20 protein-coding genes are annotated in these 20,226 nt (G+C 68.6%); 6 read left to right on the top strand and 14 right to left on the bottom strand.

Features of this window, described 5'->3' with window-relative positions; translation table 11 throughout:
- Positions 1 to 26 precede the first annotated feature (26 nt).
- Both GDI_RS02340 and GDI_RS02335 read right to left on the bottom strand, forming a co-directional pair.
- The gene (locus GDI_RS02340) at positions 27 to 1,019 is read right to left on the bottom strand and encodes a radical SAM protein (RefSeq protein WP_012222941.1); all 993 of its coding nucleotides are present in this window, start codon (positions 1,017 to 1,019) and stop codon (positions 27 to 29) included.
- 50 nt (positions 1,020 to 1,069) lie between these two features.
- Complete coding sequence (locus GDI_RS02335; protein WP_012222939.1) at positions 1,070 to 2,257, bottom strand: glycosyltransferase; 1,188 nt, start codon at positions 2,255 to 2,257, stop codon at positions 1,070 to 1,072.
- A 261-nt stretch (positions 2,258 to 2,518) separates the two neighbouring features.
- On the opposite strand from GDI_RS02335, the gene GDI_RS02330 reads away from it, so the two are divergent.
- Entirely contained in the window at positions 2,519 to 3,964 is a 1,446-nt protein-coding gene (locus GDI_RS02330; protein WP_012222936.1) for a hypothetical protein, read from the top strand.
- Between the two features lie 51 nt (positions 3,965 to 4,015).
- Positions 4,016 to 4,999: a glycosyltransferase gene (locus GDI_RS02325; protein WP_012553820.1), complete on the top strand. Its 984-nt coding sequence runs from the start codon at positions 4,016 to 4,018 to the stop codon at positions 4,997 to 4,999.
- 18 nt (positions 5,000 to 5,017) lie between these two features.
- Here GDI_RS02325 and GDI_RS02320 read toward each other — a convergent pair whose 3' ends face one another.
- Complete coding sequence (locus tag GDI_RS02320) at positions 5,018 to 5,656, bottom strand: XRE family transcriptional regulator (RefSeq protein WP_012222933.1); 639 nt, start codon at positions 5,654 to 5,656, stop codon at positions 5,018 to 5,020.
- Positions 5,657 to 6,089: 433 nt separating this feature from the next.
- Here GDI_RS02320 and GDI_RS02315 point away from each other — a divergent pair, with 433 nt between their 5' ends.
- Entirely contained in the window at positions 6,090 to 7,322 is a 1,233-nt protein-coding gene (locus GDI_RS02315) for a glycosyltransferase family 4 protein (protein ID WP_012222931.1), read from the top strand.
- Here GDI_RS02315 and GDI_RS02310 read toward each other — a convergent pair.
- Positions 7,271 to 7,711, bottom strand: a complete 441-nt coding sequence (locus GDI_RS02310) for an Rrf2 family transcriptional regulator (protein WP_012222930.1) — start codon at positions 7,709 to 7,711, stop codon at positions 7,271 to 7,273. The genes GDI_RS02315 and GDI_RS02310 overlap by 52 nt on opposite strands.
- Before the next feature lie 78 nt (positions 7,712 to 7,789).
- Between GDI_RS02310 and hmpA the strand changes: the two genes are divergently transcribed.
- From hmpA to GDI_RS02295, 3 genes are all read left to right on the top strand, one after another.
- Positions 7,790 to 8,998, top strand: coding sequence for an NO-inducible flavohemoprotein (gene hmpA / locus GDI_RS02305; protein ID WP_041249638.1), 1,209 nt, complete (start codon positions 7,790 to 7,792; stop codon positions 8,996 to 8,998).
- Positions 8,995 to 9,375, top strand: a complete 381-nt coding sequence (locus tag GDI_RS02300; RefSeq protein ID WP_012222928.1) for a DUF488 domain-containing protein — start codon at positions 8,995 to 8,997, stop codon at positions 9,373 to 9,375. Before hmpA ends, GDI_RS02300 begins: the two co-directional genes overlap by 4 nt.
- 165 nt (positions 9,376 to 9,540) lie before the next feature.
- Positions 9,541 to 10,437, top strand: a complete 897-nt coding sequence (locus GDI_RS02295; RefSeq protein WP_012553826.1) for a fructose bisphosphate aldolase — start codon at positions 9,541 to 9,543, stop codon at positions 10,435 to 10,437.
- A 49-nt stretch (positions 10,438 to 10,486) separates the two neighbouring features.
- Here GDI_RS02295 and GDI_RS02290 read toward each other — a convergent pair whose 3' ends face one another.
- The 10 genes from GDI_RS02290 to GDI_RS02245 all read right to left on the bottom strand — a co-directional run bounded on the left by GDI_RS02290 (position 10,487) and on the right by GDI_RS02245 (position 20,193).
- Positions 10,487 to 11,296: a type II secretion system minor pseudopilin gene (locus GDI_RS02290; protein WP_012222926.1), complete on the bottom strand. Its 810-nt coding sequence runs from the start codon at positions 11,294 to 11,296 to the stop codon at positions 10,487 to 10,489.
- A complete protein-coding gene (gene gspD, locus GDI_RS02285; RefSeq protein ID WP_012222925.1) occupies positions 11,293 to 13,611 on the bottom strand; it encodes a type II secretion system secretin GspD in 2,319 nt (772 codons plus the stop codon). The genes GDI_RS02290 and gspD overlap by 4 nt, the downstream gene beginning before the upstream one ends.
- Positions 13,608 to 14,102 carry a hypothetical protein gene (locus GDI_RS02280; protein WP_012222924.1) on the bottom strand — a complete coding sequence of 165 codons (495 nt, stop codon included), beginning with the start codon at positions 14,100 to 14,102 and terminating at the stop codon, positions 13,608 to 13,610. Before GDI_RS02280 ends, gspD begins: the two co-directional genes overlap by 4 nt.
- Complete coding sequence (gspM, locus tag GDI_RS02275; protein ID WP_231854192.1) at positions 14,099 to 14,722, bottom strand: type II secretion system protein GspM; 624 nt, start codon at positions 14,720 to 14,722, stop codon at positions 14,099 to 14,101. Before gspM ends, GDI_RS02280 begins: the two co-directional genes overlap by 4 nt.
- Positions 14,723 to 14,733: 11 nt before the next feature.
- Positions 14,734 to 15,780, bottom strand: coding sequence for a PilN domain-containing protein (locus GDI_RS02270; protein ID WP_012222922.1), 1,047 nt, complete (start codon positions 15,778 to 15,780; stop codon positions 14,734 to 14,736).
- 73 nt (positions 15,781 to 15,853) lie between these two features.
- A complete protein-coding gene (locus GDI_RS02265) occupies positions 15,854 to 16,462 on the bottom strand; it encodes a PulJ/GspJ family protein (RefSeq protein ID WP_012222920.1) in 609 nt (202 codons plus the stop codon).
- On the bottom strand, positions 16,459 to 16,863 hold the full coding sequence (locus GDI_RS02260) for a type II secretion system protein (RefSeq protein ID WP_012222918.1): 405 nt from the start codon (positions 16,861 to 16,863) through the stop codon (positions 16,459 to 16,461). Before GDI_RS02260 ends, GDI_RS02265 begins: the two co-directional genes overlap by 4 nt.
- Complete coding sequence (locus GDI_RS02255) at positions 16,860 to 17,282, bottom strand: GspH/FimT family pseudopilin (RefSeq protein WP_012222916.1); 423 nt, start codon at positions 17,280 to 17,282, stop codon at positions 16,860 to 16,862. Before GDI_RS02255 ends, GDI_RS02260 begins: the two co-directional genes overlap by 4 nt.
- A complete protein-coding gene (locus GDI_RS02250) occupies positions 17,272 to 18,501 on the bottom strand; it encodes a type II secretion system F family protein (protein ID WP_012222914.1) in 1,230 nt (409 codons plus the stop codon). Before GDI_RS02250 ends, GDI_RS02255 begins: the two co-directional genes overlap by 11 nt.
- Positions 18,502 to 18,504: 3 nt before the next feature.
- Entirely contained in the window at positions 18,505 to 20,193 is a 1,689-nt protein-coding gene (locus tag GDI_RS02245) for a GspE/PulE family protein (RefSeq protein WP_231854191.1), read from the bottom strand.
- Positions 20,194 to 20,226 lie beyond the last annotated feature (33 nt).

Below are 20,226 nucleotides of genomic sequence, written 5' to 3'. Positions count from 1 at the left end.
GGCGTAGCCCTTTGGAAACCCGGTTGTTATCCGGGTATTGGGACGGGGTCGCTTCGGTGCTGGGCGCCGCGATAGCGGTCGAACATGCTCATCTGGTGCACGCAACTGAGGGTGCATGTGGGCGCGCAGTTCTTCTTCGTGTCGTATTCGCGCTTCAGGTCATCGGGGCCGTATTCCAGCAGCGGAATGCCGGGATAGCCGCGCTGCTGCGAGCACCAATGCACGACCCCGTCCTCGGTCACGTACAGATACCGCGCGCCGGCCCGGCACTTCCAGTCGTTCGGCTGGCCGTGCATCAGGTTCTTCTGGAACAGGCGGTAATTCAGCGTGTGGACCAGCGACGGGGAAATTTCCGTGACCCGCCGATAGGCCTTCATCTGTTCGTCGCTGAGCGCCTTCAACGCGCCGGAATGGTCGTGCAGCACGCCGACGGAATGCTGCAACCCGTAGCGCGCGGCGGTTTCGGCGATCGTGACCACATCCTGGGTACGCTCGCCCGTCACGCCCAGCACCGAATTCACGTTCACCTTGAAGCGCGCATGTTCGGACAGCAGCGCCAGCCGGCCCTCGACCGAGGACAGGCTCTTCATCGAGATGTCGTCGGGCGTGATGTTGTCGATGCTGACCTGCATGCCCTGCAGCCCGGCGGCATTCAGTCGGTCGATCCAGGCGCGCGAGAGGCGGAAGCCGTTGGTGATGGTGGTGACGATCATGCCGTGGTCGCGCGCGATGCGCACGATCTTGTCCAGGTCGGGATGCAGCAGCGGCTCGCCCCCGGTGAAGGTGATCGAGGCCGTCCCCAGCGTCGCCAGATGATCGACCCGCGCCTTCAGCACCTCCAGCGGCACCGGGGCCGAGAAATCATCGAATTCGTTGCAATAGCCGCATGCAAGGTTGCATTTTCGCGTCACCACAACCTGGGCGAGCAGGGGCGTGTAGCGCGTGCCGATGGCCTTGGCCGCGAAGCGCACGCCCGCGCGCAGGTTCTTGAAGCGATTGGCCAGGGAAATATCGTTCATCGTTACCATGTCGTCCGAGGAACCGGGCGGAACCGGGAAAAGGGGCCGCATCATAGGGAGGAGGCGGCGCCCGCGATAGCCACCTTCGCCGCGTCTTGCCGGGAACGGTTCGCGCGGACCAGGTCGTCGTAATAGCCTTCGAGGATTTCGGTCTGCCGCCGCAGGTCGAATTGCCGGGTGACGAAGGCGCGTGCCTGCCCGCCCATCGTGGCCCGCAGCGCCGGGTCGGCCAGCAATGTTCCGATGGCCGCCGCCAGGGCGTCCACGTCGCGAGGCGGCGTGATCAGGCCGCTTCGCCCCTCGGCAATGCCTTCGGGAATGCCGCCCACGCGGGAGCCGATCACGGGTACGCCGGTCGCCGCGGCTTCCAGCAGGACCATGCCCAGCCCTTCGACCCGGCCGCTGGCGGTCAGGATGCTGGGCAGCACCAGCATCGCCGCCCGCCGCATCCAGTCCATCACGACCGGATGCGGCTGCGCGCCGAGGAACGAGACCCGCGTGCCGATGTCCAGGGCACGGGCCAGAGCTTCCAGCCGCGATCGCAGCGGCCCGTCGCCGATGATGACCAGGCGCGCTGTGCCATGGCGCGGTGCCAGGCGCGCGAAGGCGCGCAGCAGGTATTCGGTCCCCTTGAATTCCACCAGGCGGGCGACATGCAGGATGGTCGGCGTTTCCTCGCCCGGGTCGCGGGGGCGCACCAACGTGCAATCCACGCCGATATAATGCACGCGGGTCCGGTCGGCGGGAAAGCCCAGCGCCAGCGCGCGGTCGCGCAGGAAACCGGAATTGCACAGGAAAAGCTGCCCCTGCCGGGCCAGGGCGCGGCGATGAAGCGGATAGTTCATCCAGGCGGGCGAGGCCAGATAGCGCGCCGTGGACAGGGTGACATCGAATCCATGGAACGTCGTGACCAGCGGCACGCCCAGGCGCCGCGCCAGCGGCAGGGCATAGACCCCGTCCACCCCGAAATGCGCATGCACCAGGGCCGGCGCATGGCCGGCGAGCAGCCGCAGGTAGGGTGCGGAATCGCGCGTCAGCATCTGGGCGGCGATTCGCGGCCACGCCATGTGGCGCCACAGGTCGCGCAACAGCAGGGCCCGTGCGCCGGATGGACCGGCGCCGTAGCGCAGGCGCCCCGTATAGAGCGGTACGTGCCGGCGCAGGGCCTGCGCCTGCTGGGTGATGAAGACCTCGGAAACCCGGAACAGATTCTGACGGAAGAGAACGATCTCGCGCAATACAGCGTCCCTGTGGATGGGGCGGATGATGGCCCGCGCGCACCCTACAGGCTGCGCCGGGCAAAGCGAAGCGGCGGTCCGGGCGGGGCGGCGCGCGCGGATATATTACAATATGTTGCCACAAAGACATTTCATCGTGTGGCCCCACGTGCCATCAGCCAGGGCACCTGCCGTACTGCGTCATCCGAGAGACGATTCCATGGATTTCCGTTTTCCCTTCCCGCCCCGGCCACCAGCGCGGACACCGCGATCCGCCCTGTGATGAGACAGTCGCTGACGCCGGTCCTGACGGCGATGATGCTGCTCGGTGGCATCCTGCTCGCCTACCCCATCCTTGCGATGGGCGCGCATGTCCCGCTGAATCATAACGAAGGGTGGAACGCCTATTTCGCGATGCGGGCGATCCATCCCGCCCTGGGTCCGCTCTATCCCGGCGCGGACAGCATGGTCTTCGACAATTATCCCCCGCTGTCATTCTACGTTGTCGGCGCGCTGGGGTGGATATGCGGCGATGTCCTGCTGGCCGGGCGGCTGGTGGCGATGGCATCCTTCCTGGCCTGCGCGGCCCTGATCGCGCACATCGCGCGGCAGTTGGGCGCGTCGTGGCAGGGCGCGCTGTTCGGGGCGCTGCTGTTCGTGCTGTGCGGGGCATCGTTCTATCCCATCTATATCGGGACGGACGATCCGCAATGGCTGGCCCACGCGCTGATGCTGGCGGCCTGCGCGATTGTCCTGCGCAGCACGCTGCCCGTCACGCGTCCGGGCGGAATCTGCCTCGCCGCAGGGTTGATGGTGGTGGGTGGGCTGATCAAGCACAATATCCTGGCCCTGCCACTGTCGTTGACGATCTGGCTGGCGCTGCGCGACCGGCGCGCCGCCCTGGCCTGGTGTGCCTGCGGCATCGTTGGGATAGCCGCCACCGTGTCGATCCTGGGCGGGCTGGAAGGCGAACAGATGTTTGCCGACATCCTTGGATACAAGCGGCTGTACCTTGCCCGGCGCGCGATCCTGGGACTGACCAACGCGGTCGGCATGGTTGGTATGGTTCCGCCGCTGTGGCTGACCTGGCGGCAACGCGGGTCGATGGGCAGCCCCTATGGCTTCGTCTGCCTGTTCACCATGCTCGCGCTGGGGCTGGGCGTCGTGCAGCGGACCGGCGTCGGGGTAGCATACAATGCGCAGTTCGAGCTTCTGATCGCGCTGTCGCTCGCGACCGGCGTGGCCCTGTCCAGCCCGCTGGTCCGCACGGACCGCCAACGCCGGAGGCTGGCGCTGGTGGCGATGCTGCCCGCTCTGATCGAGTTGCCGGTCACCCTGCCCCACGCCATGCGTGACTTGTCCGCCTTGCAGCATGAACGCGACGCATGGCAGCAAGCTATAGATCGCATCGCCGCCATCCCCGGCCCGGTCGGATGCGAGGCCCCGCTGCTGTGCTACTGGGCGGGCAAGCCCTTCGTCATCGACCTGTTCAACGCCAACCTGGCAATCGCGACGGGTGCGTCCATGACCCCGTTCCGCGACGCGGTCACGCGCGGGGCCTATGCCGCCTTCGTGCTGGATGCCGCGGCACCCGCGTCACGGGCCGCCATGAACGGTCCGACGCCCATTACCGATTTCATCCACCGGACCTATACCATCCGCGACACGCGCTTCGCCCGGATCGTCATCCTGAGCCGGCCTGATGGCACCGGGGCCCCGTTACGATAGAAGGCGGGAAGGCCCTTGCCTCCTGTATCTTTCCCCTGCAAGCCGGACGTCATGACAATACCCGCCTGTGTACATTTCTGCTGGATCGGTCCGACCCTTCCCTGGGCCTATGTCTTCGCCGTCCTTTCGGCCGCCGAGAACAGCGGGATGGCCGATATCGTCCTGCATCACACCGACGCGCTGGCGGAGGGACCGGAGCGGCGGGCGCTGGAACGCGCGCCGAAGGTCCGGCTTTCGCACATCGACCCGGTCCGGTACCTGACGGAGGTGGAACGGGCGGCGGGCCTCGACGCGGGCCGACTGGTCGCGTTCTATGATTCGGTGGCTACGCCGGTGCAGCGGGCGGATATTCTGCGGGTCGCGATCCTGTATCGGGAAGGCGGCGTGTATCTGGACATGGACACGATCACGACGGCATCGTTCCGTCCCTTGCTGGGCGCCCGGCAATTCGTCGGCACCGAGCGCATCGTATGGCCGCATGCCGTGCGCACGTCGCGTTCGCCCGCCGTCCGGGCGCGGCATGTCGGGCTGTCCCTGGCGCGCAAGGCGTTCCGCATCATCCCGCATGGCTGGAAGGGTTTTCGCCATATCGAGCATTTCTATCCGCGCGGCATGAACAATGCCGTGCTGGGTGCGGAGCCGGGCGCTCCGTGGATCGACGCCTGCCTGCATGCCATGCTGGCCCTGTCCACGGAACAGCGGGTGCGGCCCTATGCCCTGGGACCGCATCTGCTGCAGCGGCAGGCCGGACCTGACTGGACCGGCGACCTGACCGTCCACGATCCGGCCGTGTTCTACCCGGTGCCGCCCGAGATTTCAGAGCATCTTTTCCGCTTCAGCCGGCAGGTCCGGGCGCGGGAGGTGCTGCGCCCGCGAACCTGCGTCGTACACTGGTACGCGTCGGTACGGACCAAATCGCGCGTGGCGCAGATCACGCCGCGCTATGTGCGCGACCACCGTCGCCACCAACTCTACAGCGCGCTGGTCTGCGCCTTTGTCACCGCCCTGCCGGACGACGAGGAAAACGGCGCATGATCGGAGGTCCGGACCCGGTCATGCTGTCGCACCCGAGCGCCAGACGATGCGACCGACGATCGTGGCCGGAGCGTTGCCCCCGTTCCACAACTGACGTGCCTGTTCGGCACTGACGACCTGTTCCGAATATCTTTTATTGTCGCTTGTCACGACCAGGTCACCGTCTATCCTCTGCTCCAGACGCTTGACCAGGAGTTGCTCTCCGGCACGGATGACGTAGATCGCGCCCGAAACCAGGCGTTCCCTCGCGCGATCGACGAAGACCAGGTCGCCATTGGAAAGCGTGGGCTCCATGCTGTCTCCACGGACCGTGAGTGCCACGAGCCTGTCACGCGCGGCCCACACCGATTGGGGCAGCAGCGACCGCCCCACGCCGATCACCTCCACAGGAGCCTGATCCGTGGCGACAGACCCCGATCCGGCGGCCAGTTCATCGTCATAGCGTGGAACCACCAGGTACTCGTCGAACTGTGCCGCATCCGGGACTGGGCCCGTTCCGCTATCGGCACCCGTGACAAGCCATTCGAGCGACACCCCGCAGGCCCGTGCGATCCTGAATGCCGTGGACGCCTTCATCTCGCGTCCAGCGAGATAATTGTTCAGCGATCCAAGAGGCACCCCGGACGCGGCGGCGACTTTCAGGTTGCCGCCCCCCATGCGGATGGCCTGCCGTAGCCGTTCCGAACGATCTTCCGTGCCTCCCCTCTCTTCCGGAACGGAATAATCCCTGTCCGGCGGAGATACGTCCCCAGAAATGCCATTCATTTTAAAGGTCTACGGAACTTATCCCCAGAAAACTTCCGCACTGGGTCTAATAACTGCGATTCTACCATTGCGAAACATATCGGATGTGCCATTCTCATGGCATTCCCTCCGTCAAAGACATGCGCGGTCGGACCAACGATAGCGCCCGGTTGCCGCCAGGCGCGTTTGAAGGAGTCCCGCTTATGGCACAGAAGCCCGTGGGGATGCACATCGACGACCTCAAAGCAGAATTACACGAGCCGTTCGACGCATTGGGGGGCGGTTTCCGGACGGCCCGGAGACGCCGCCCCGGCACCGTCGGTCTTGCCCAGAGCCGGATCGGGGAGTGACTGACGCCGAAGCCCCGGACCGTCGATCAGACGGTCCAGGCAAGGTGAAGGCGTTACGGTGCTGCTTCCTGATCGAGCATATTGGCGCGCTGGGCGGGACGGAGCGCGCCGCCTGTCAGGTCATGACGGGACTGGCCGAACGGGGCGGCTTCGAGGCCATCCATCTACTGGAAGTCTTTCCCGTCGGGCCGGCGCCGTTCCCGTTTGATCCCTCGATTCGACGCGCGGCGCTGAGCGCGCGCAAGATCTCGGTCCTCGGCGCATGGCCGCGTCTCGTGCACCGGTTGCGCGCCTATGTCCGCATGCATGCGATCGACGTGCTGATCGTCGTGGAATCCACCCATGCGCTCTATGCGATCCCTGCCCTGGCGGGCACTGGCGTACGGTGCGTGGTGTGGGAGCATTTCAATTTCGGCGTCGATCTCGGACGACGCCCACGGCGCTGGGGACGCCGCGTCGCGGGGCGCTGGGCGGATGACGTGGTGACGCTGACCCAACGCGACATAACCATGTGGCGTATGGGAATCGGGACGGGGATGCGCGCGCATCTCACCGCGATTTCCAATGCGGCGCCGCCTGTGTGGCGCACGGCCTATCCGGTCGAATCGCGCGTGGTCCTCGCGGTCGGCCGTCTTGTGCCGCAAAAGGGATACGACCGGCTGATCGAGGCATGGCGGCTTCTCGCGCGCGATCCCGCGCTGGCGGCCTGGCGGCTGGCCATCGTCGGCGACGGGCCGCTGCGCGGGGTCCTCGAACGCCAGATCGCGGACGCGGAATTGGGAGAGCGCATCGAACTGGCCCCCGCCACCGTGGCGATCGAGACGTATTATGCCAGGGCCGCCCTCTATTGCTGCGCATCGCGGTTCGAAGGATTTCCCATGGTGCTGCTGGAAGCCGCGGCCGCCGGCGTCCCCGCTGTCGCTTTCAACTGCGAGACCGGGCCGTCCGAGATCATCATCGACGGTGAAAGCGGGGTGCTCGTGCCGCAGGGCGATGTCGCCGGACTGGCCGGAGCATTGCGCGCACTGATGACGGACCCCGTTCGGCGCGCACGTCTCTCGGTCGGCGCGCGGAAGCGGGCGGAGGTGTTCGCTCTGCCAATCGTTCTGGCGCGATGGTACGCGCTGCTGGGCGTCGACGCGCCCGCGACGCGAAGCGACGTGGAATGGAGCGTCGGTCAGGACAGGACGCCGCGCGTGCGCTCCGTGATCATGTCGGCCAGCGTGTAGCGGTCCAGCACCGCGGTGAAGGCGCCCAGGGCCTCGCCCAGCACGCCCTTCAGGCGGCAGGCATCGGCCAGGACGCAGGGGCGTGCATCGGGGGCCGACGGGTCGTCGCCCTGCATGCAGCCGACCAGGGCCATGTCCTCTTCGGTGTAGCGGACCACGTCGCCGATGCGGATCGCGTCCGCGGCGCGGGCCAGCCGCAGCCCGCCGCCGCGCCCGCGCACGGTTTCGATGAACCCGCCGCGACCCAGGCGGTGGATGATCTTCATCAGGTGATTTTCCGAAATGCCGTAGGCCTGCGCGATCTCGTGGATCGATACCAGGCGGTCCGTGCGGGTGCCCAGATAGATCAATGTTCTGAGGGCATAGTCGGTATGCAGGGTCAGGCGCATCGCTAAAAGATATCCATAATTGACATCTTTATCCAGCGGCGCAAAAGATGCATCGTTTTTACATCTTTGGAGCGCATGATGGCTTCCCCCCTGGACGACAAGACCCGCGCCATCGTTTCCGCCTGCGTGCCGGCGCTGGAAGCGCATGGACTGGCGATCACGACCGAAATGTACCGGCGCCTGCTGGCCAACCCCGAGATCCGCGACCTGTTCAACCTGTCGCACCAGAAGGATGGCGAGCAGCCCACGGCGCTGGCCCTGGCGGTGCTGGCCTATGCGCGCAACATCGACAATCCGGGCGCGCTGGGCGGCATGGTCGAACGGATTGCCGAAAAGCATGTCGGACTGAATATCCGGGCGGAGCATTACCCGTTCGTGGCCGAGGCCCTGCTGGGTGCGATCGCGCACGTGCTGGGCGACGCCGCCACGCCCGAGATCCTGGACGCATGGGGCAAGGCCTACTGGTTCCTGGCCGACATCCTGATCGGGCGCGAGGCGCAGATCTATGACGCCCATGCGGCGGCGCCGGGCGGCTGGACGGGGTGGCGCCCCTTCACCGTGCGCCGACGCACGCGCGAGAGCGAGACCGTGACGTCGTTCGAACTGGTGCCGGTCGATGGGGCGCCGGTGATGCGCCACCGCCCCGGACAATATCTCAGCTTCCGGCTGGACGTGCCGGGCCTGGGGTCGCAACGGCGCAACTATAGCATTTCGTCGAAACCGGATGACGGGTCCTACCGGATCAGCGTCCGGCGGATTCCGGGCGGCGCGGTGTCCGGCTGGCTGCATGACGACGTGCGCGAGGGCACGGTCCTGCAGGTGTCCGCCCCCGCCGGCGATTTCACGCTGGCCGATCCCCTGCCGCCCGCCATCGTGCTGCTGAGCGCCGGGGTGGGGCTGACGCCCATGATCTCGATGCTGGACGCGCTGGCAGCCCGGGCGGACGCCCCGTCCATCCATTATATCCATGCCACGCGCACACCGGACACCGAGGCATTCGGACGGCACGTCCGGCGGCTGGCGGCGGAGGGGCGGATTCGCGGCGACGTGTTCTACAGCCGCCGGGCGCCGGCGGACGGGGAGGACGCCGGAACCGCGCACCATACCGGGCGTATGACGATGGACTGGCTGCGTGCGAACCTGGCGGCGGATGCCACCTATTACGTCTGCGGCCCCGACGGTTTCATGCGCGATGCCGTTTCCACCCTGAAGGCGGCCGGCGTGCCGGCCGGACGGGTGCGCCATGAATTCTTCGGTTCGGCGCATGACGGGGCATTGGTGATGTGACACGCCCAGCCATACGTGTCCGGCGGATCTATGATCCGCCGGAGCCAGCGGAAGGCGCGCGCGTCCTGGTGGACCGGCTGTGGCCGCGCGGGATGAGCAAGGCGCGGGCGGCCCTGACGCTGTGGCTGAAGGACATCGCGCCATCGACGGAACTGCGCCTATGGTTCGGCCATGACCCGGAACGCTGGACGGAGTTCCAGCGGCGTTATCGCGCGGAACTGAAGGCCAATCCGGCCGCGGTCGAACAGGTGGAGCGGCTGGGCCGGCAGGGCCCGGTGACATTGGTGTACGCCGCCCACGACCCGGATCATAACGAAGCCGTCGTCCTGGCGGATTATCTTCGCCGCCTGGACGAGGACGCGCCGGCCAGCCGGTGACGCCTGGACCCCGGTCCCGCACCACAAGGGCAACGGGACCTTTACCGCTGACGGCAAAGTCATCACTCTCCGGGACCGGATGGTCGCCTGGAAACAGTTTCAGGATTGAAGTTCTGGACCTGACGCCCGATCATGCCGCTCGCACTCTGGGGAGGACAAAAAATCATGTCAATTGATCGCATGAGGGCGCAACTTTCTGAAAAGCCTGGATTTCTCGCTGCATTGGACCAGAGCGGCGGATCGACCCCCGGCGCGCTGCGCCATTACGGCATCCCCGACAGCGCCTATAGCGGCGACGAGGAGATGTTCACGCTGATGCACGAGATGCGCGTGCGCATCATCACGGCCCCGTCCTTTACTGGGGACAAGATCATTGCCGCCATCCTGTTCGAGCGCACGATGGACGGCCTGGTGGAGGGCAAGCCCGTCCCCAGCTATCTGTGGCAGGACCGGGGCGTCGTGCCCTTCCTGAAGATCGACAAGGGGCTGGAGCCCGAGGCGAACGGCGTCAGCCTGATGAAGCCCATTCCGGGCCTGGACGACCTGCTGGCCCGCGCCGTGAAGCTGGGCGTGTACGGCACCAAGGAGCGGTCGGTCGTCAACCTGGCGAATCCCGAAGCCATCGCCGCCATCGCATCGCAGCAGTTCGACATCGCCCGCCAGGTCGCGGCCCACGGCCTGGTGCCGATCCTGGAGCCGGAAGTCCTGATCAAGAGCCCCGACAAGGCCAAGGCGGAAGCGATCCTGCGGGATGAACTGGCCAAGGGGCTGGATGCGCTGCCCGGCGATTATCAGGTCATGCTGAAGCTGACGATCCCGGAAAAACCGGATTTCTATCTGGACCTGATGAAGCACAAGCGGGTGCAGCGCGTCGTGGCGCTGTCCGGCGGCTATCCGCTGGACGAGGCATGCGAACGGCTGTCCGCCAACCATGGCATGATCGCCAGCTTCTCGCGCGCGCTGCTGGGGGACCTGAAGGTTTCGATGACCGATGCCGAGTTCGATGCGACGCTGGCGACGGCGATCGACAAGATCTATCGCGCGTCCACCATCAAGCACTGAAGGCAAGGGCCGGGTCCGGCCACGGTCCCGTGGCGCGGCCGGCCAGTCTTCACGCGTGAATCATGAGAATCCGCGTCATGTCGTCCACGCCGCCCTGCACGTCCGGCGCCAGCAGGATAACGGCGTGGCGTGAGGCGTGGGTCCCTTCGCCATCGTCGACCGCCACGTCGACGATGACGGTCACGGACCGGCTTCCCTCGAGGGCGTTCGGGACGACCGACCCGGCCTGGCGGAGGGCCTGGCGCACCACGGGATCGGCCATCGCGATGTCCGGGTCGTTGGGCTGCGTCACCGACAGATGCGGCTGGACCGCCAGCCACAATGCCGGCGTCATGCCCAGCACCAGCCCCACTTCCGCGACGCTGCGGAACGGATCGCCCGGGGGTGTGTAAGGCAGCCCGGCCGCGAGATAGAGCGCCCGGGTGCGGGGGGTCACGCCCTGGGCGGCGCTGCCGCGCCAGTCCGCGATGTTGGCGGCGATCGTCCCGGCCTGCTGTTTCTGCGCGCCGCAGGCCTGCAACAGCGCGGCCAGCAGCGGACGGGACGGGGAATTGGGATTGACCAGCCCGGCTTCGCTGGTCAGGCGGATGCGCACCGCCATGCCCCCCCCGCGCCGCACATGGTCGCGCCCGTCGGCGGCCCAGTGCCCGGCGGACCGGTCCAGGGCGTGGAACGCGCCTTCCCACACCGCGCCATCCGCCATCGCCTGTATCTGGGTCGCGCGCCGCAGGGCGGCGACGGTACGAAGCTGCTGGCCGGCCGAGGTGACGATGACGGAGGCCAGGAACGACAGCAGGACCAGCGTCCACAGCACGATCAGCAGGGCGAAGCCCCGATCCCGACGACCTTCGCGGGTCACGGTCCCAGCCCGACCTTTTCGCGCAGGCGCTGCTGGGGGTCGGCGCTGCCGGTCATGCGCATGACCCGCAATTCGTCGGGGACGTTCGCCGCGTTGGGATGGGTGTCGCGCAGATCCTCCATCAGGTCGACCGCGTCGCGCTGGTCATGGATGACGTGCGGCGTCATCAGGATCAGCAATTCCGTCCGCTGGCGGTTGTTGTTCTGGTTCCCTGCCAGGACGCCCAGGACCGGGATGTTCTTCAGCCACGGGATGCCGCTGTTGATGCGGCTGGAACTGTCGGTGATCAGGCCGGCCAGCCCCACCGTCTGCCCGTCCTGGACCACGACGCGGGAACTGACCGAACGGTCGTTGAAGGTGGGATTGGACGCCGCGTTGGCCGTGCTGGCGGCGGTCGGGCTGACGGAACTGACCTCCTGCGACACGTCCAGCGTGACCAGCCCGCCCTCGCTGACATGGGGCGTCACCTGCATGATCACGCCGGTCGGCTGATAGGTGAACTGGTTGTAGATCGACGTGCCGATGGTGCTGGATTGCGAGCCGATCTGGACCGGCACCAGTTGCCCGACCTGCAGCCGGGCCGCCCGGTTGTCCTGGACCATCAGTTGCGGCGAGGACAGGACGTGGACGGTGGTGACGTTCTGCAGCGCGTCGATGGCGAAGGGCGCGCCGCCGCCGCTGGCGCCCCCGATGATGAAGCCGGGCAGCGTATGGCTGAAGGCGGCGGTGGCCAGGGTGCCGGTGGTGATCGTCTGGCTGTTGGTGCTGAGCACGCCGTTGATGCCGCCGGATTTGAAGAAGAACTGCGTGCCGTACTGCAGCGCGTCGTTCAGCTGCACCTCGGCGATGACGGCATCGATGCGGACCTGCAGCGGCATGACGTCGATCCGGCGCAGCATCTGTTCGACCGTGTCGCTTTCCTGGTCCGTCCCGTAGACCAGGATCGCGTTATGCTGGGAATTGGAAATGATCCGCATCGCCTGCGGGCGGCCTTCGGCGCTGGCAGTGTTGTCCAGGCCGCCCAGCAGGGGATTGGCGAATGCCGCCGGCCCCCCGCCCGCCTGGCCGGTCGGTGCCTGGCCGGCGGTGGCCTGGACCCCGCCCTGCTGGCTGCCGCCCATCAGGCCCGTGGTGTTCCCCGTGCCCGCGCTGCCGCCCAGCCCGCCGCCGCCCATGGCGTTGGCCATGGTGCCGGTGAAGCCGGACTGGCCCAGTTGCGAGGCCGTGCCGGACGTGGTTTCGGGCGGCGTGGCCGTCACGTCGCCCGGCGTGAAGGCCTGCTGCAATGTATAGGTCACGTCGTTCACGCTGGAATTCTGCACGTAGAACACATGCCACGACCGCATGGTCGCGCGCCGATTGCGTTCGATCAGCGCAAAGAGGCGCCGTGCATCGTCGATCTGCCGCGCGCTGCGCGCGACGACCAGCACGGCATTGACCCGCGCCAGCGGCAGGACCTGCACCAGGTTGCCGCCATGCAGGGCACTTTGCAACGCCGTTGCCATATCCCTGGCATTTCCCGATTCCACCGGCAGGAGGGCATAGGACTGGCTGCTGAGCCAGTCCACGTCGAAGGCATGGATGACATCGACCAGCGTATTGCGCGCGGACGGCTCGCCGCTGACGATCACGGCGTTCGCGCTGTCCACCGGAGTGACGCGGGCGCCGCCCTGCAGGAACGGTTGCAGTGCCTTGGCCAGGTTTGCGGCATCGGCGTAGCGCAGCGGCACCATGACGCTGCCGCCCAGCGACGCGTTTTCCGCGATCCCTGCCGCGCTGGACTGGGGATTTGCCGAATCGGCCTGGGCCGGCACGATGCGGTACAGCCCGTCGGCCTGGATCAGGACGGCGTGCACCTGGGCCAGGATGATCTGCAGGGCGGGCAGAAGCTGCCCGGCGGTCAGGGGCTGGGACGTATGCAGCGTCACGCGCCCGTGCACCGCCGGGTCGATCGCGTAATTCACGTGCAGGATGTCCGTCATGATCTGCGAGACGGCGTCACGGACATCGGTATCGGCGAAATTCAGCGCGATGTCGCCCCCGCCCTGGTACGGGCGGCCCTGGCCCCGGATCAGCGGCAGCGCGCCGCGGCCGTAGCTGTATTGCGCCGGCCCGACCTGGTCCGTGCCCTCGATCCGGCCACCCATCAGGTCGGGCGCCGTGCCGCCCAGCGGCAGGGGACCGCCCAGCGGCGAGACATGCGGCGGCTTGTCGGGGCTGCATCCCGCGATCGAAAAACACAAGGCGATGCCGGTCCAGGCGGTCTGCGCACGGCGGGAGGTCATGCCGCGACGGGAAGTCGTGTCACTGTTCATTGCGTGTTGCCTGGAATCCGTTCTTCTGTCCGGGGAAGGCCGGAACTGTTGTCGATGGAGGATGCGTCGCCCGGTGCCGGTGTATCGGCGCTGCGGTCGCGGTCCGGCCGCAGGGTCTGCTCGCCGTCCGCGCCCCGGACGCGCACGGTGCCTGCGCCGATCGCGACGACCTGCCACGGGCCGACGGTCGTGCCGGCATCGACGACCTGGCCGGGACCGTCTTCCCGCGTCATGAAGATGGCGCGCCTGCGCCCGCCGCTGACGACGATGCCGGCCAGCCGGGGCCGGGGCGCGGACTGGTCCGGCGTGGCGTCGGGACGGCGGGAATGGCTGAACAGCGGGCGGGCCAGGATGACCTGCTGCCACGCGTCGATTCGTGCCGCGTCCGGCGGGGGTGCCGCGCCGGCATGGGGGATGAAAAACGGCCCCACGCACAGCATGAATCCGGCGGACCATGCCAGGACCCGGTCCCGGCCGACCGGCCGGGTCATGGTTGTGTTTCCGGGGATGGAGGAGGAGTCGGCCTGTTTTCGTTCCGGCGGAACGCGTACACGGACATGTCGCATTCCATCATGTTGGCCGCCGCGTCCTCGTTGTCCGATTTATGAATATGCAGCCCGTCGATAACGACCGCCGGCGATGAACGTTCCAGTGTCGCGATCAGCCGGACCAGGTTCCGGTACGACGCCGCGACGACGATATGCAGCCCGATCCGCTGGTAACGGCCGACCATCGCGGCCGGGACGTTTTCGGCGGTGGAGAGGGTGGCCCCGTTCGCGGACGCGGCCTGCTGCAGCAGGTCCTGCAGGTTCGCGCTGGCGATGGCGTCGGTCGCGCCGCCGATCAGCAGCGCGGGCCGGGGCGCCGAGGCCGAGGCGGATTGCCGCAGGGCCGGCAGCGCGGCCGCCAGGCGGTCCATCCGCGTCACGGCCTGGCGTTGCAGGGCCAGGCCCTGGGCCCGCTGGACATAGGCATCCAGCAGCGGCGCCACCACCAGCAGCCACGCCGCCAGCAGGGCGGCCACCAGCAGGCCCAGCGCGGCCAGGTGGCCCGCGCGTCCTTCCGGCAGCGCCCGGACCAGGGCATGCAGCGAGCGGGGCCTGGAGTTCATGATCGGCATGGTCAGCGCCCCACGTCGGCACGGATGGAAAACAGGCTGGCATTCTGCCCTTCGACACGCGTCACGGGGGCGACGAAGACCGGATTGCGGAAGACGGGGTCCTTGCTGAGGGTTTCGATCAGGCCGGTGGCGGTGGCGGACTGGCCGCTGATGATCAACTGTCCCTGGCGCAGGATCAGGTCGGTCAGGACCGTATCGTCGGGCAGGAGCCGCGTCGTGGCCGCCAGGACCTCCATCGGGTCGCCCAGCCGGGCCCGCTGGGCGGCGACGATGTCGTTTCCGGCCGAACTGTCCTCGATCCGACGGCGGAGGGTGGCGGCCTGGTCCGCCGCCGGGCGCAGGGTCGCGATCCGGGCCGCGAGACGATCCTGCTCCACCGATTGCCGCCAGAAGCCCGCCCCGACCACGGCCAGCGGCAGGAGGACGGCGGCGCAGGCGGCCGCAAGCCGGGTCCGGCGCCGCCCCGCCTGGCGGGCGCGACCGGCATCGAGCGGGATGCCGGCCCCCTGCGGGCCGTCGCGCAGCAGGTCCGGTTGCAGGCCGATCCGGTCCAGCAGCCCCAGCACGGGCGCGACCGAGGCCCTGGGCACGATCGTCAGCCGGACCTGCACCTGCTTCAGGTCCGCATCCCGGCGCAGGACGTCGTACGCATAGACGATCCGGTCGGCGGGGAAAGGCGTCAGCCGGTCCATTTCGTACGCCAGCACGCTATCGAGCGCCGCCTCGGCCGCCGCCGGCAGCGTCACGTCGCGCCGCATCATCATGCCGGGCGGCAGCAGCAGCACCGTGGCGCCCGGCCTGTCGCGCGCCCATGTCGCGGCCACGCTTGTCCGGCAGGCCCCGATGGCCGCCTCATCGGCCGCGCCGTCCCGCATCGCGCAGGTGGCGACGGGGTTCTGCCGATCCCCCTTGCGCAGCGAAAGATCCAGCCTCCCGGCCGCCCATTCGACGACCAGGACGGACCGGGCGGATCGCGACAGGCGGTGCCAGCCCGGAATCATCTCCCGGACCTGACGCCACCACCATGCGAACAGGTCGCGCATGATCATGGGGCGCACGCGGGCGATCTGGGGGGCAATGGCACTGTGCTGGCCTGTCCTCTGGGGGGTTGAACCAAATTCTTCACCCGGGCGCGGGTTCCGTCACCGGGGCGGCGACGATATCGGGCCAGCGGCGGCGGTCGCCAGCGGGAAAGACGATACGAATCCGCACCAGTACCGGCAGGCCGTTCCCGTACCAGCCACTGTCCCAGTGCCCGGCGGAATAATAATCACAGCCGATGTCCTGAACACCGGTCAGAAGGACCTCCTGCCGGGGCGGAGGCGTTGTTTCGGTCACGTGGCGATAGGGTACCCAGGCCAGGACCAGCCGGTGGCCGCCATCCACCGACAGGCGGAAATCGGCCCGTTGCCCCAGGTGCTCGGTGCCCCCGGGAACGCCGAGCGCCTGGGGCAACGGGCCGCGCAGCACGAACCCGTGGGCACGCCCGACGAAGACCGGCCCGGTCCGTGCGCCGCCGGCATCCGCATACTGCACCAGCGCGCGCAGGAACCGGTCGACCGCCCCCAGTTCCGCCTGCGCCGCCAGCAGGCCGCGCTGGCGCTCGAACACCAGCGTGGCCGCCTGGAACCCGCGTTCCAGCGCCAGAAGCACCAGGGAAAAGACGACCAGGGCGACCAGGATCTCGACCAGCGTGAAGCCCTGCTGCCCGGAGGACCGTCCGGCGCTCATTCCGCCGCCCCGCCCAGGCGTTGCGTCCGCAGCACGACCGTCCGGCGGCCGCCCTGGGCCGCGATATCGGGCCAGGATTCGCTGACCTCCACCCGGTACAGCACGATGACCCCCTGGCCCCGATGGCCGGACTGTTCGGGCACGATATGGACCTGCCAGTGGAAGAGACTGCCGTCGTCGCCCGCCTGCGTCCCGGGGGCGATGCGCATGCCGTGCCCCACGGCGGCCAGGTGCGACTGCGCCCGCGAGAGGGCTTCCTCGGTCCGGTTGGTGATCCGGGTCGCCTCGATCCCGCCTGCTATTCCCTCGTACACCACGCCCAGCGCCAGCATGACGATGACGAAGGCGACCAGGACCTCGATCAGGGTGAAACCGCGTTCGCGGGCGTGTCTCGGGCTCATGGTCCGTCCACGGTGACCGCGCCGGTCAGCCAGCTGGTGCGCAGCGTGACCTGCCGCCCCCGTTCGACCAGGCCGATGCGCGCGACGGAGGCGCTGCCGTCGGGGTAGAAGACCACCCGCGTCGTACTGCCGCCGGCCAGCGCCACCCCGTTCGGCAGGGCCTGGCGCGTGCCGGGAACCGCCCCGTAATCCCCCCGGGCGGGATCGATCGTGAAGAAGGCGGCCGTGCCGGACGCGATGGCCCGCATGCGCGTCTGGCGCATCGCGGACGCCAGCTGCTGCCCCGCCCCGCGCAGATCGAGCGTGATGGAATGCAGCGGCCCGCGCGTCAGCAGCACCGTCCCGATCAGTCCGAGGATCAGGACGACCACGATCATTTCGATCAGGGTGAAGCCGGAATCCGGGGGGCTATTTCGCAAGGTCGTTCAGGCTCAGCATGGCAAGGAGCAGGGACGACACGATCCCGGCCACCAGCAGCCCCATGATGATGGTGATGGCCGGCACCAGAAGCGCGACCAGGCGCTGGGTGGCGATGCGCACCTGTTCCTCATGGATGTCGGCGGCCCGCAGCGCCATCGGCCCCAGCCGGGCCGTTTCCTCGCCCAGGCGCAGCAGGTGCACGGTGCGGCGGGGGAAGATCGACGCGGCCTCCAGCGCCGCGGACAGGCCGCGCCCGCCCTTGGCGGCCTGGGTGGCCGCGTCGACGGCCCGCGCCACCGCGCGGTTGCCGATGGCGTCGCGCACGATCGACAGCGCCCCCAGGATCGGCACCCCGTTTTCCAGCAGCGTGCCCAGGATGCGGGTGAAGCGCGCCGCCAGGACCTCGCGCAGCAGGCGGCCCGCGACCGGCAGGGCCAGCAGCCCCGTATCCAGGCGCAGCCTGGCGCCGGGATACCGCAGGACGGCGCGCGCCAGCACGGCCAGCGCCAGCAGGACCAGCGGGATCAGCAGGCCGTAGCGGCCCAGCAGTTCGCCGGCCCGGATCATCAGACGGGTCGAGGCCGGCAGTTCCGCGCCGTTCTGCGCGAACAGGGGCGTGAATTGCGGCAGGACCTCGGTCAGCAGCAGGACGATGGACCCGCAGGCCGCGAGCGTCAGGATGCAGGGATAGATCATGGCCGACTGCACGGTGGCGGCCAGCGCGCGTTCCCGTTCCAGCAGCGTCGCCAGCCGGTCCATGGTCGGCGCCAGGTCGCCGCCGGCCTCGGCCGCGCGGACCATGCCGATATAGAGCCGGGGGAAACTTCCCGGATAGCGCGCCATCGCCGCGTGCAGGGTCTGGCCGTCGCGCACCCGGTCCCGAACGCCGCCCAGCACGGCGCGCGCCCGCGCGCCCGGCACGCTTTCGACCAGGAAGCGCAGCGCCCGGTCGATATCCTGCCCGGCGCCCAGCATGACGGCCAGTTCCCGCGTCAGCGCCGCCAGTTCGCCCCGGCGCAGGTCGCGGCGGCGCAAGCCGCCCAGGCCGCCCAGCCCCGATGCCACCGTCCGCGTCCACCGGCCGGGGGCGCCGACCTGCATGGGAATATGCCCCCGCCGCCGCAGGGCGGCCACGACGGCTTCCGCCGTTTCGCCCTCCAGCGTGCCGCGGACCAGGGCACCCTGCGCATCGACGGCGGTGAAGCTGAATTCAGCCATCCGTCACGTTCCCGCCCGGACGCTGCGGGTCACTTCCTCGATCGTCGTCTCGCCCTTCAGGGCCGCGACCAGGCCGGAGGTGAACATCGGGACCATTCCGGCCTCGACCGCCGCGCGTTCGATCGCCAGGTGGTCGCTGCGCGCGAAGATCAGGCGTTCCACCGCCTCGTCCGGTTCCAGAAGCTCGGCGATGGCCTGCCGGCCGCTATAGCCGGTGTTCCGGCAGGCGGCGCAACCCACGGGATGGAACAGCGTGACGGGCCCGCCGCCTGCGAGCGTTTCCAGGTCGAAGCGATCGACCAGTTCCCGGGGCGGGGTGTAGGGCGTCCGGCACTGGCCGCACAGCCGCCGGACCAGCCGCTGCGCCACCACGCCGCGCAGCACGGCCGTCAGCAGGTAATCCTCCACCCCCATGTCGCGCAGGCGGATGATGGCGGCGGCGGCGGAGTTGGTATGCAGGGTCGAGAGCACCAGGTGGCCGGTCAGGGCGGCCTGCACCGCGATCTGGGCGGTTTCGATGTCGCGGATTTCACCGACCATGATGACGTCGGGGTCCTGGCGCAGGATCGCGCGCAGCAGGGCGGCGAAGGTCAGTCCGATCTGCGGCCGGACCTGCACCTGGTTGATGCCGCCAAGCTGGTATTCGATCGGGTCCTCGATCGTCACCACCTTGCGCGTCACCGCGTTCAGGTCCGCCAGCCCGGTATAGAGCGTGGTCGTCTTGCCCGACCCGGTCGGCCCGGTCACCAGCACGATGCCGTTCGGCAGCGCCAGCAGGCCGCGCAGGCGTGCGACGATGGCCGGCGGCAGGCCCAGCGTCGCGTAGTCGAACCGCACGCTGGAACGGTCCAGCACGCGCAGCACCACCGTCTCGCCATGCAGCGAGGGGATCGTGGAGACGCGAAAATCGATGTCGTGCCCGCGCACGGCCAGCTTGATCCGGCCGTCCTGCGGCAGGCGCCGTTCCGCGATGTCCAGCCGGGCCATGATCTTGATGCGCGAAATGATCGCCGGGATCAGGTGCGCGGGGGGACTTTCGACCTCGTGCAGCACGCCGTCATAGCGATAGCGCACGCGCAGCCGGTCCTCGAACGGTTCGATATGAATGTCCGAGGCATGGGTTTCCACGGCGCGGCTGACGATCTGGTTGACCAGGCGGATCACCGGGGCCTCGGACGCCAGGTCCTTCAGCCGCTCGGCATCGTCTTCCAGCGGTGCCGTGTCCTCGTCGGGCTGGACGCCGTCATCGCCCCCGGACGGGTACAGGCGGTCGAGGGCGGCTTCCAGTTCGATCGGCACGGCCACCCGGCAGGACACGCGCAGCCCCGTGGCCGCCGCGATCGACGAGGCGGCGAAGCCGTCCAGCGGATCGCGCAGGGCGAGCGTGACCGTCCCGTCGTCCACGCCCAGCGGCACCGCATGGATGTCACGCAGGAAGCGGGCGCCGAGATACTGCGTCAGGACGGGTTCCCGGGGGTAGAGATCAGCGGACGCCAGGGGCATGTCCAGGAATTCCGCGTAGCTCAAGGCCATGTCGCGTTCCGACACCAGCCCCAGTTGCAGCAGAATCCGGTCCAGGCGCCCGCCATTCTGGTCCGCCGCGCGGCGCGCGCGGTCGATGGCGCGCGGGTCGCACCGGTCCCGCTCGACCAGCAAACGCGCCAGTGCGTCGATCGGCGAGTCAGCGTCCAATCCCGCGTCCATCATGATGCCCCGCCATTCCTG

Source organism: Gluconacetobacter diazotrophicus PA1 5 (assembly GCF_000067045.1).
GTDB classification, from domain to species: domain Bacteria; phylum Pseudomonadota; class Alphaproteobacteria; order Acetobacterales; family Acetobacteraceae; genus Gluconacetobacter; species Gluconacetobacter diazotrophicus.
Note: the sequence above shows the minus strand (reverse complement) of the source record. Positions and strands in the feature narration are given on the sequence as shown.

Bases quoted from the DNA above. Each gene is read 5' to 3' on its own strand.
- GDI_RS02340 (WP_012222941.1), bottom strand. From the start codon at position 1,019: ATGAACGATATTTCCCTGGCCAATCGCTTCAAGAACCTGCGCGCGGGC.
- GDI_RS02330 (WP_012222936.1), top strand. From the start codon at position 2,519: ATGAGACAGTCGCTGACGCCGGTCCTGACGGCGATGATGCTGCTCGGT.
- GDI_RS02325 (WP_012553820.1), top strand. From the start codon at position 4,016: ATGACAATACCCGCCTGTGTACATTTCTGCTGGATCGGTCCGACCCTT.
- GDI_RS02320 (WP_012222933.1), bottom strand. From the start codon at position 5,656: ATGGGGGGCGGCAACCTGAAAGTCGCCGCCGCGTCCGGGGTGCCTCTT.
- GDI_RS02310 (WP_012222930.1), bottom strand. From the start codon at position 7,711: ATGCGCCTGACCCTGCATACCGACTATGCCCTCAGAACATTGATCTAT.
- hmpA (WP_041249638.1), top strand. From the start codon at position 7,790: ATGGCTTCCCCCCTGGACGACAAGACCCGCGCCATCGTTTCCGCCTGC.
- GDI_RS02295 (WP_012553826.1), top strand. From the start codon at position 9,541: ATGTCAATTGATCGCATGAGGGCGCAACTTTCTGAAAAGCCTGGATTT.
- gspD (WP_012222925.1), bottom strand. From the start codon at position 13,611: ATGAACAGTGACACGACTTCCCGTCGCGGCATGACCTCCCGCCGTGCG.
- GDI_RS02280 (WP_012222924.1), bottom strand. From the start codon at position 14,102: ATGACCCGGCCGGTCGGCCGGGACCGGGTCCTGGCATGGTCCGCCGGA.
- gspM (WP_231854192.1), bottom strand. From the start codon at position 14,722: ATGAACTCCAGGCCCCGCTCGCTGCATGCCCTGGTCCGGGCGCTGCCG.
- GDI_RS02270 (WP_012222922.1), bottom strand. From the start codon at position 15,780: ATGATCATGCGCGACCTGTTCGCATGGTGGTGGCGTCAGGTCCGGGAG.
- GDI_RS02265 (WP_012222920.1), bottom strand. From the start codon at position 16,462: ATGAGCGCCGGACGGTCCTCCGGGCAGCAGGGCTTCACGCTGGTCGAG.
- GDI_RS02260 (WP_012222918.1), bottom strand. From the start codon at position 16,863: ATGAGCCCGAGACACGCCCGCGAACGCGGTTTCACCCTGATCGAGGTC.
- GDI_RS02250 (WP_012222914.1), bottom strand. From the start codon at position 18,501: ATGGCTGAATTCAGCTTCACCGCCGTCGATGCGCAGGGTGCCCTGGTC.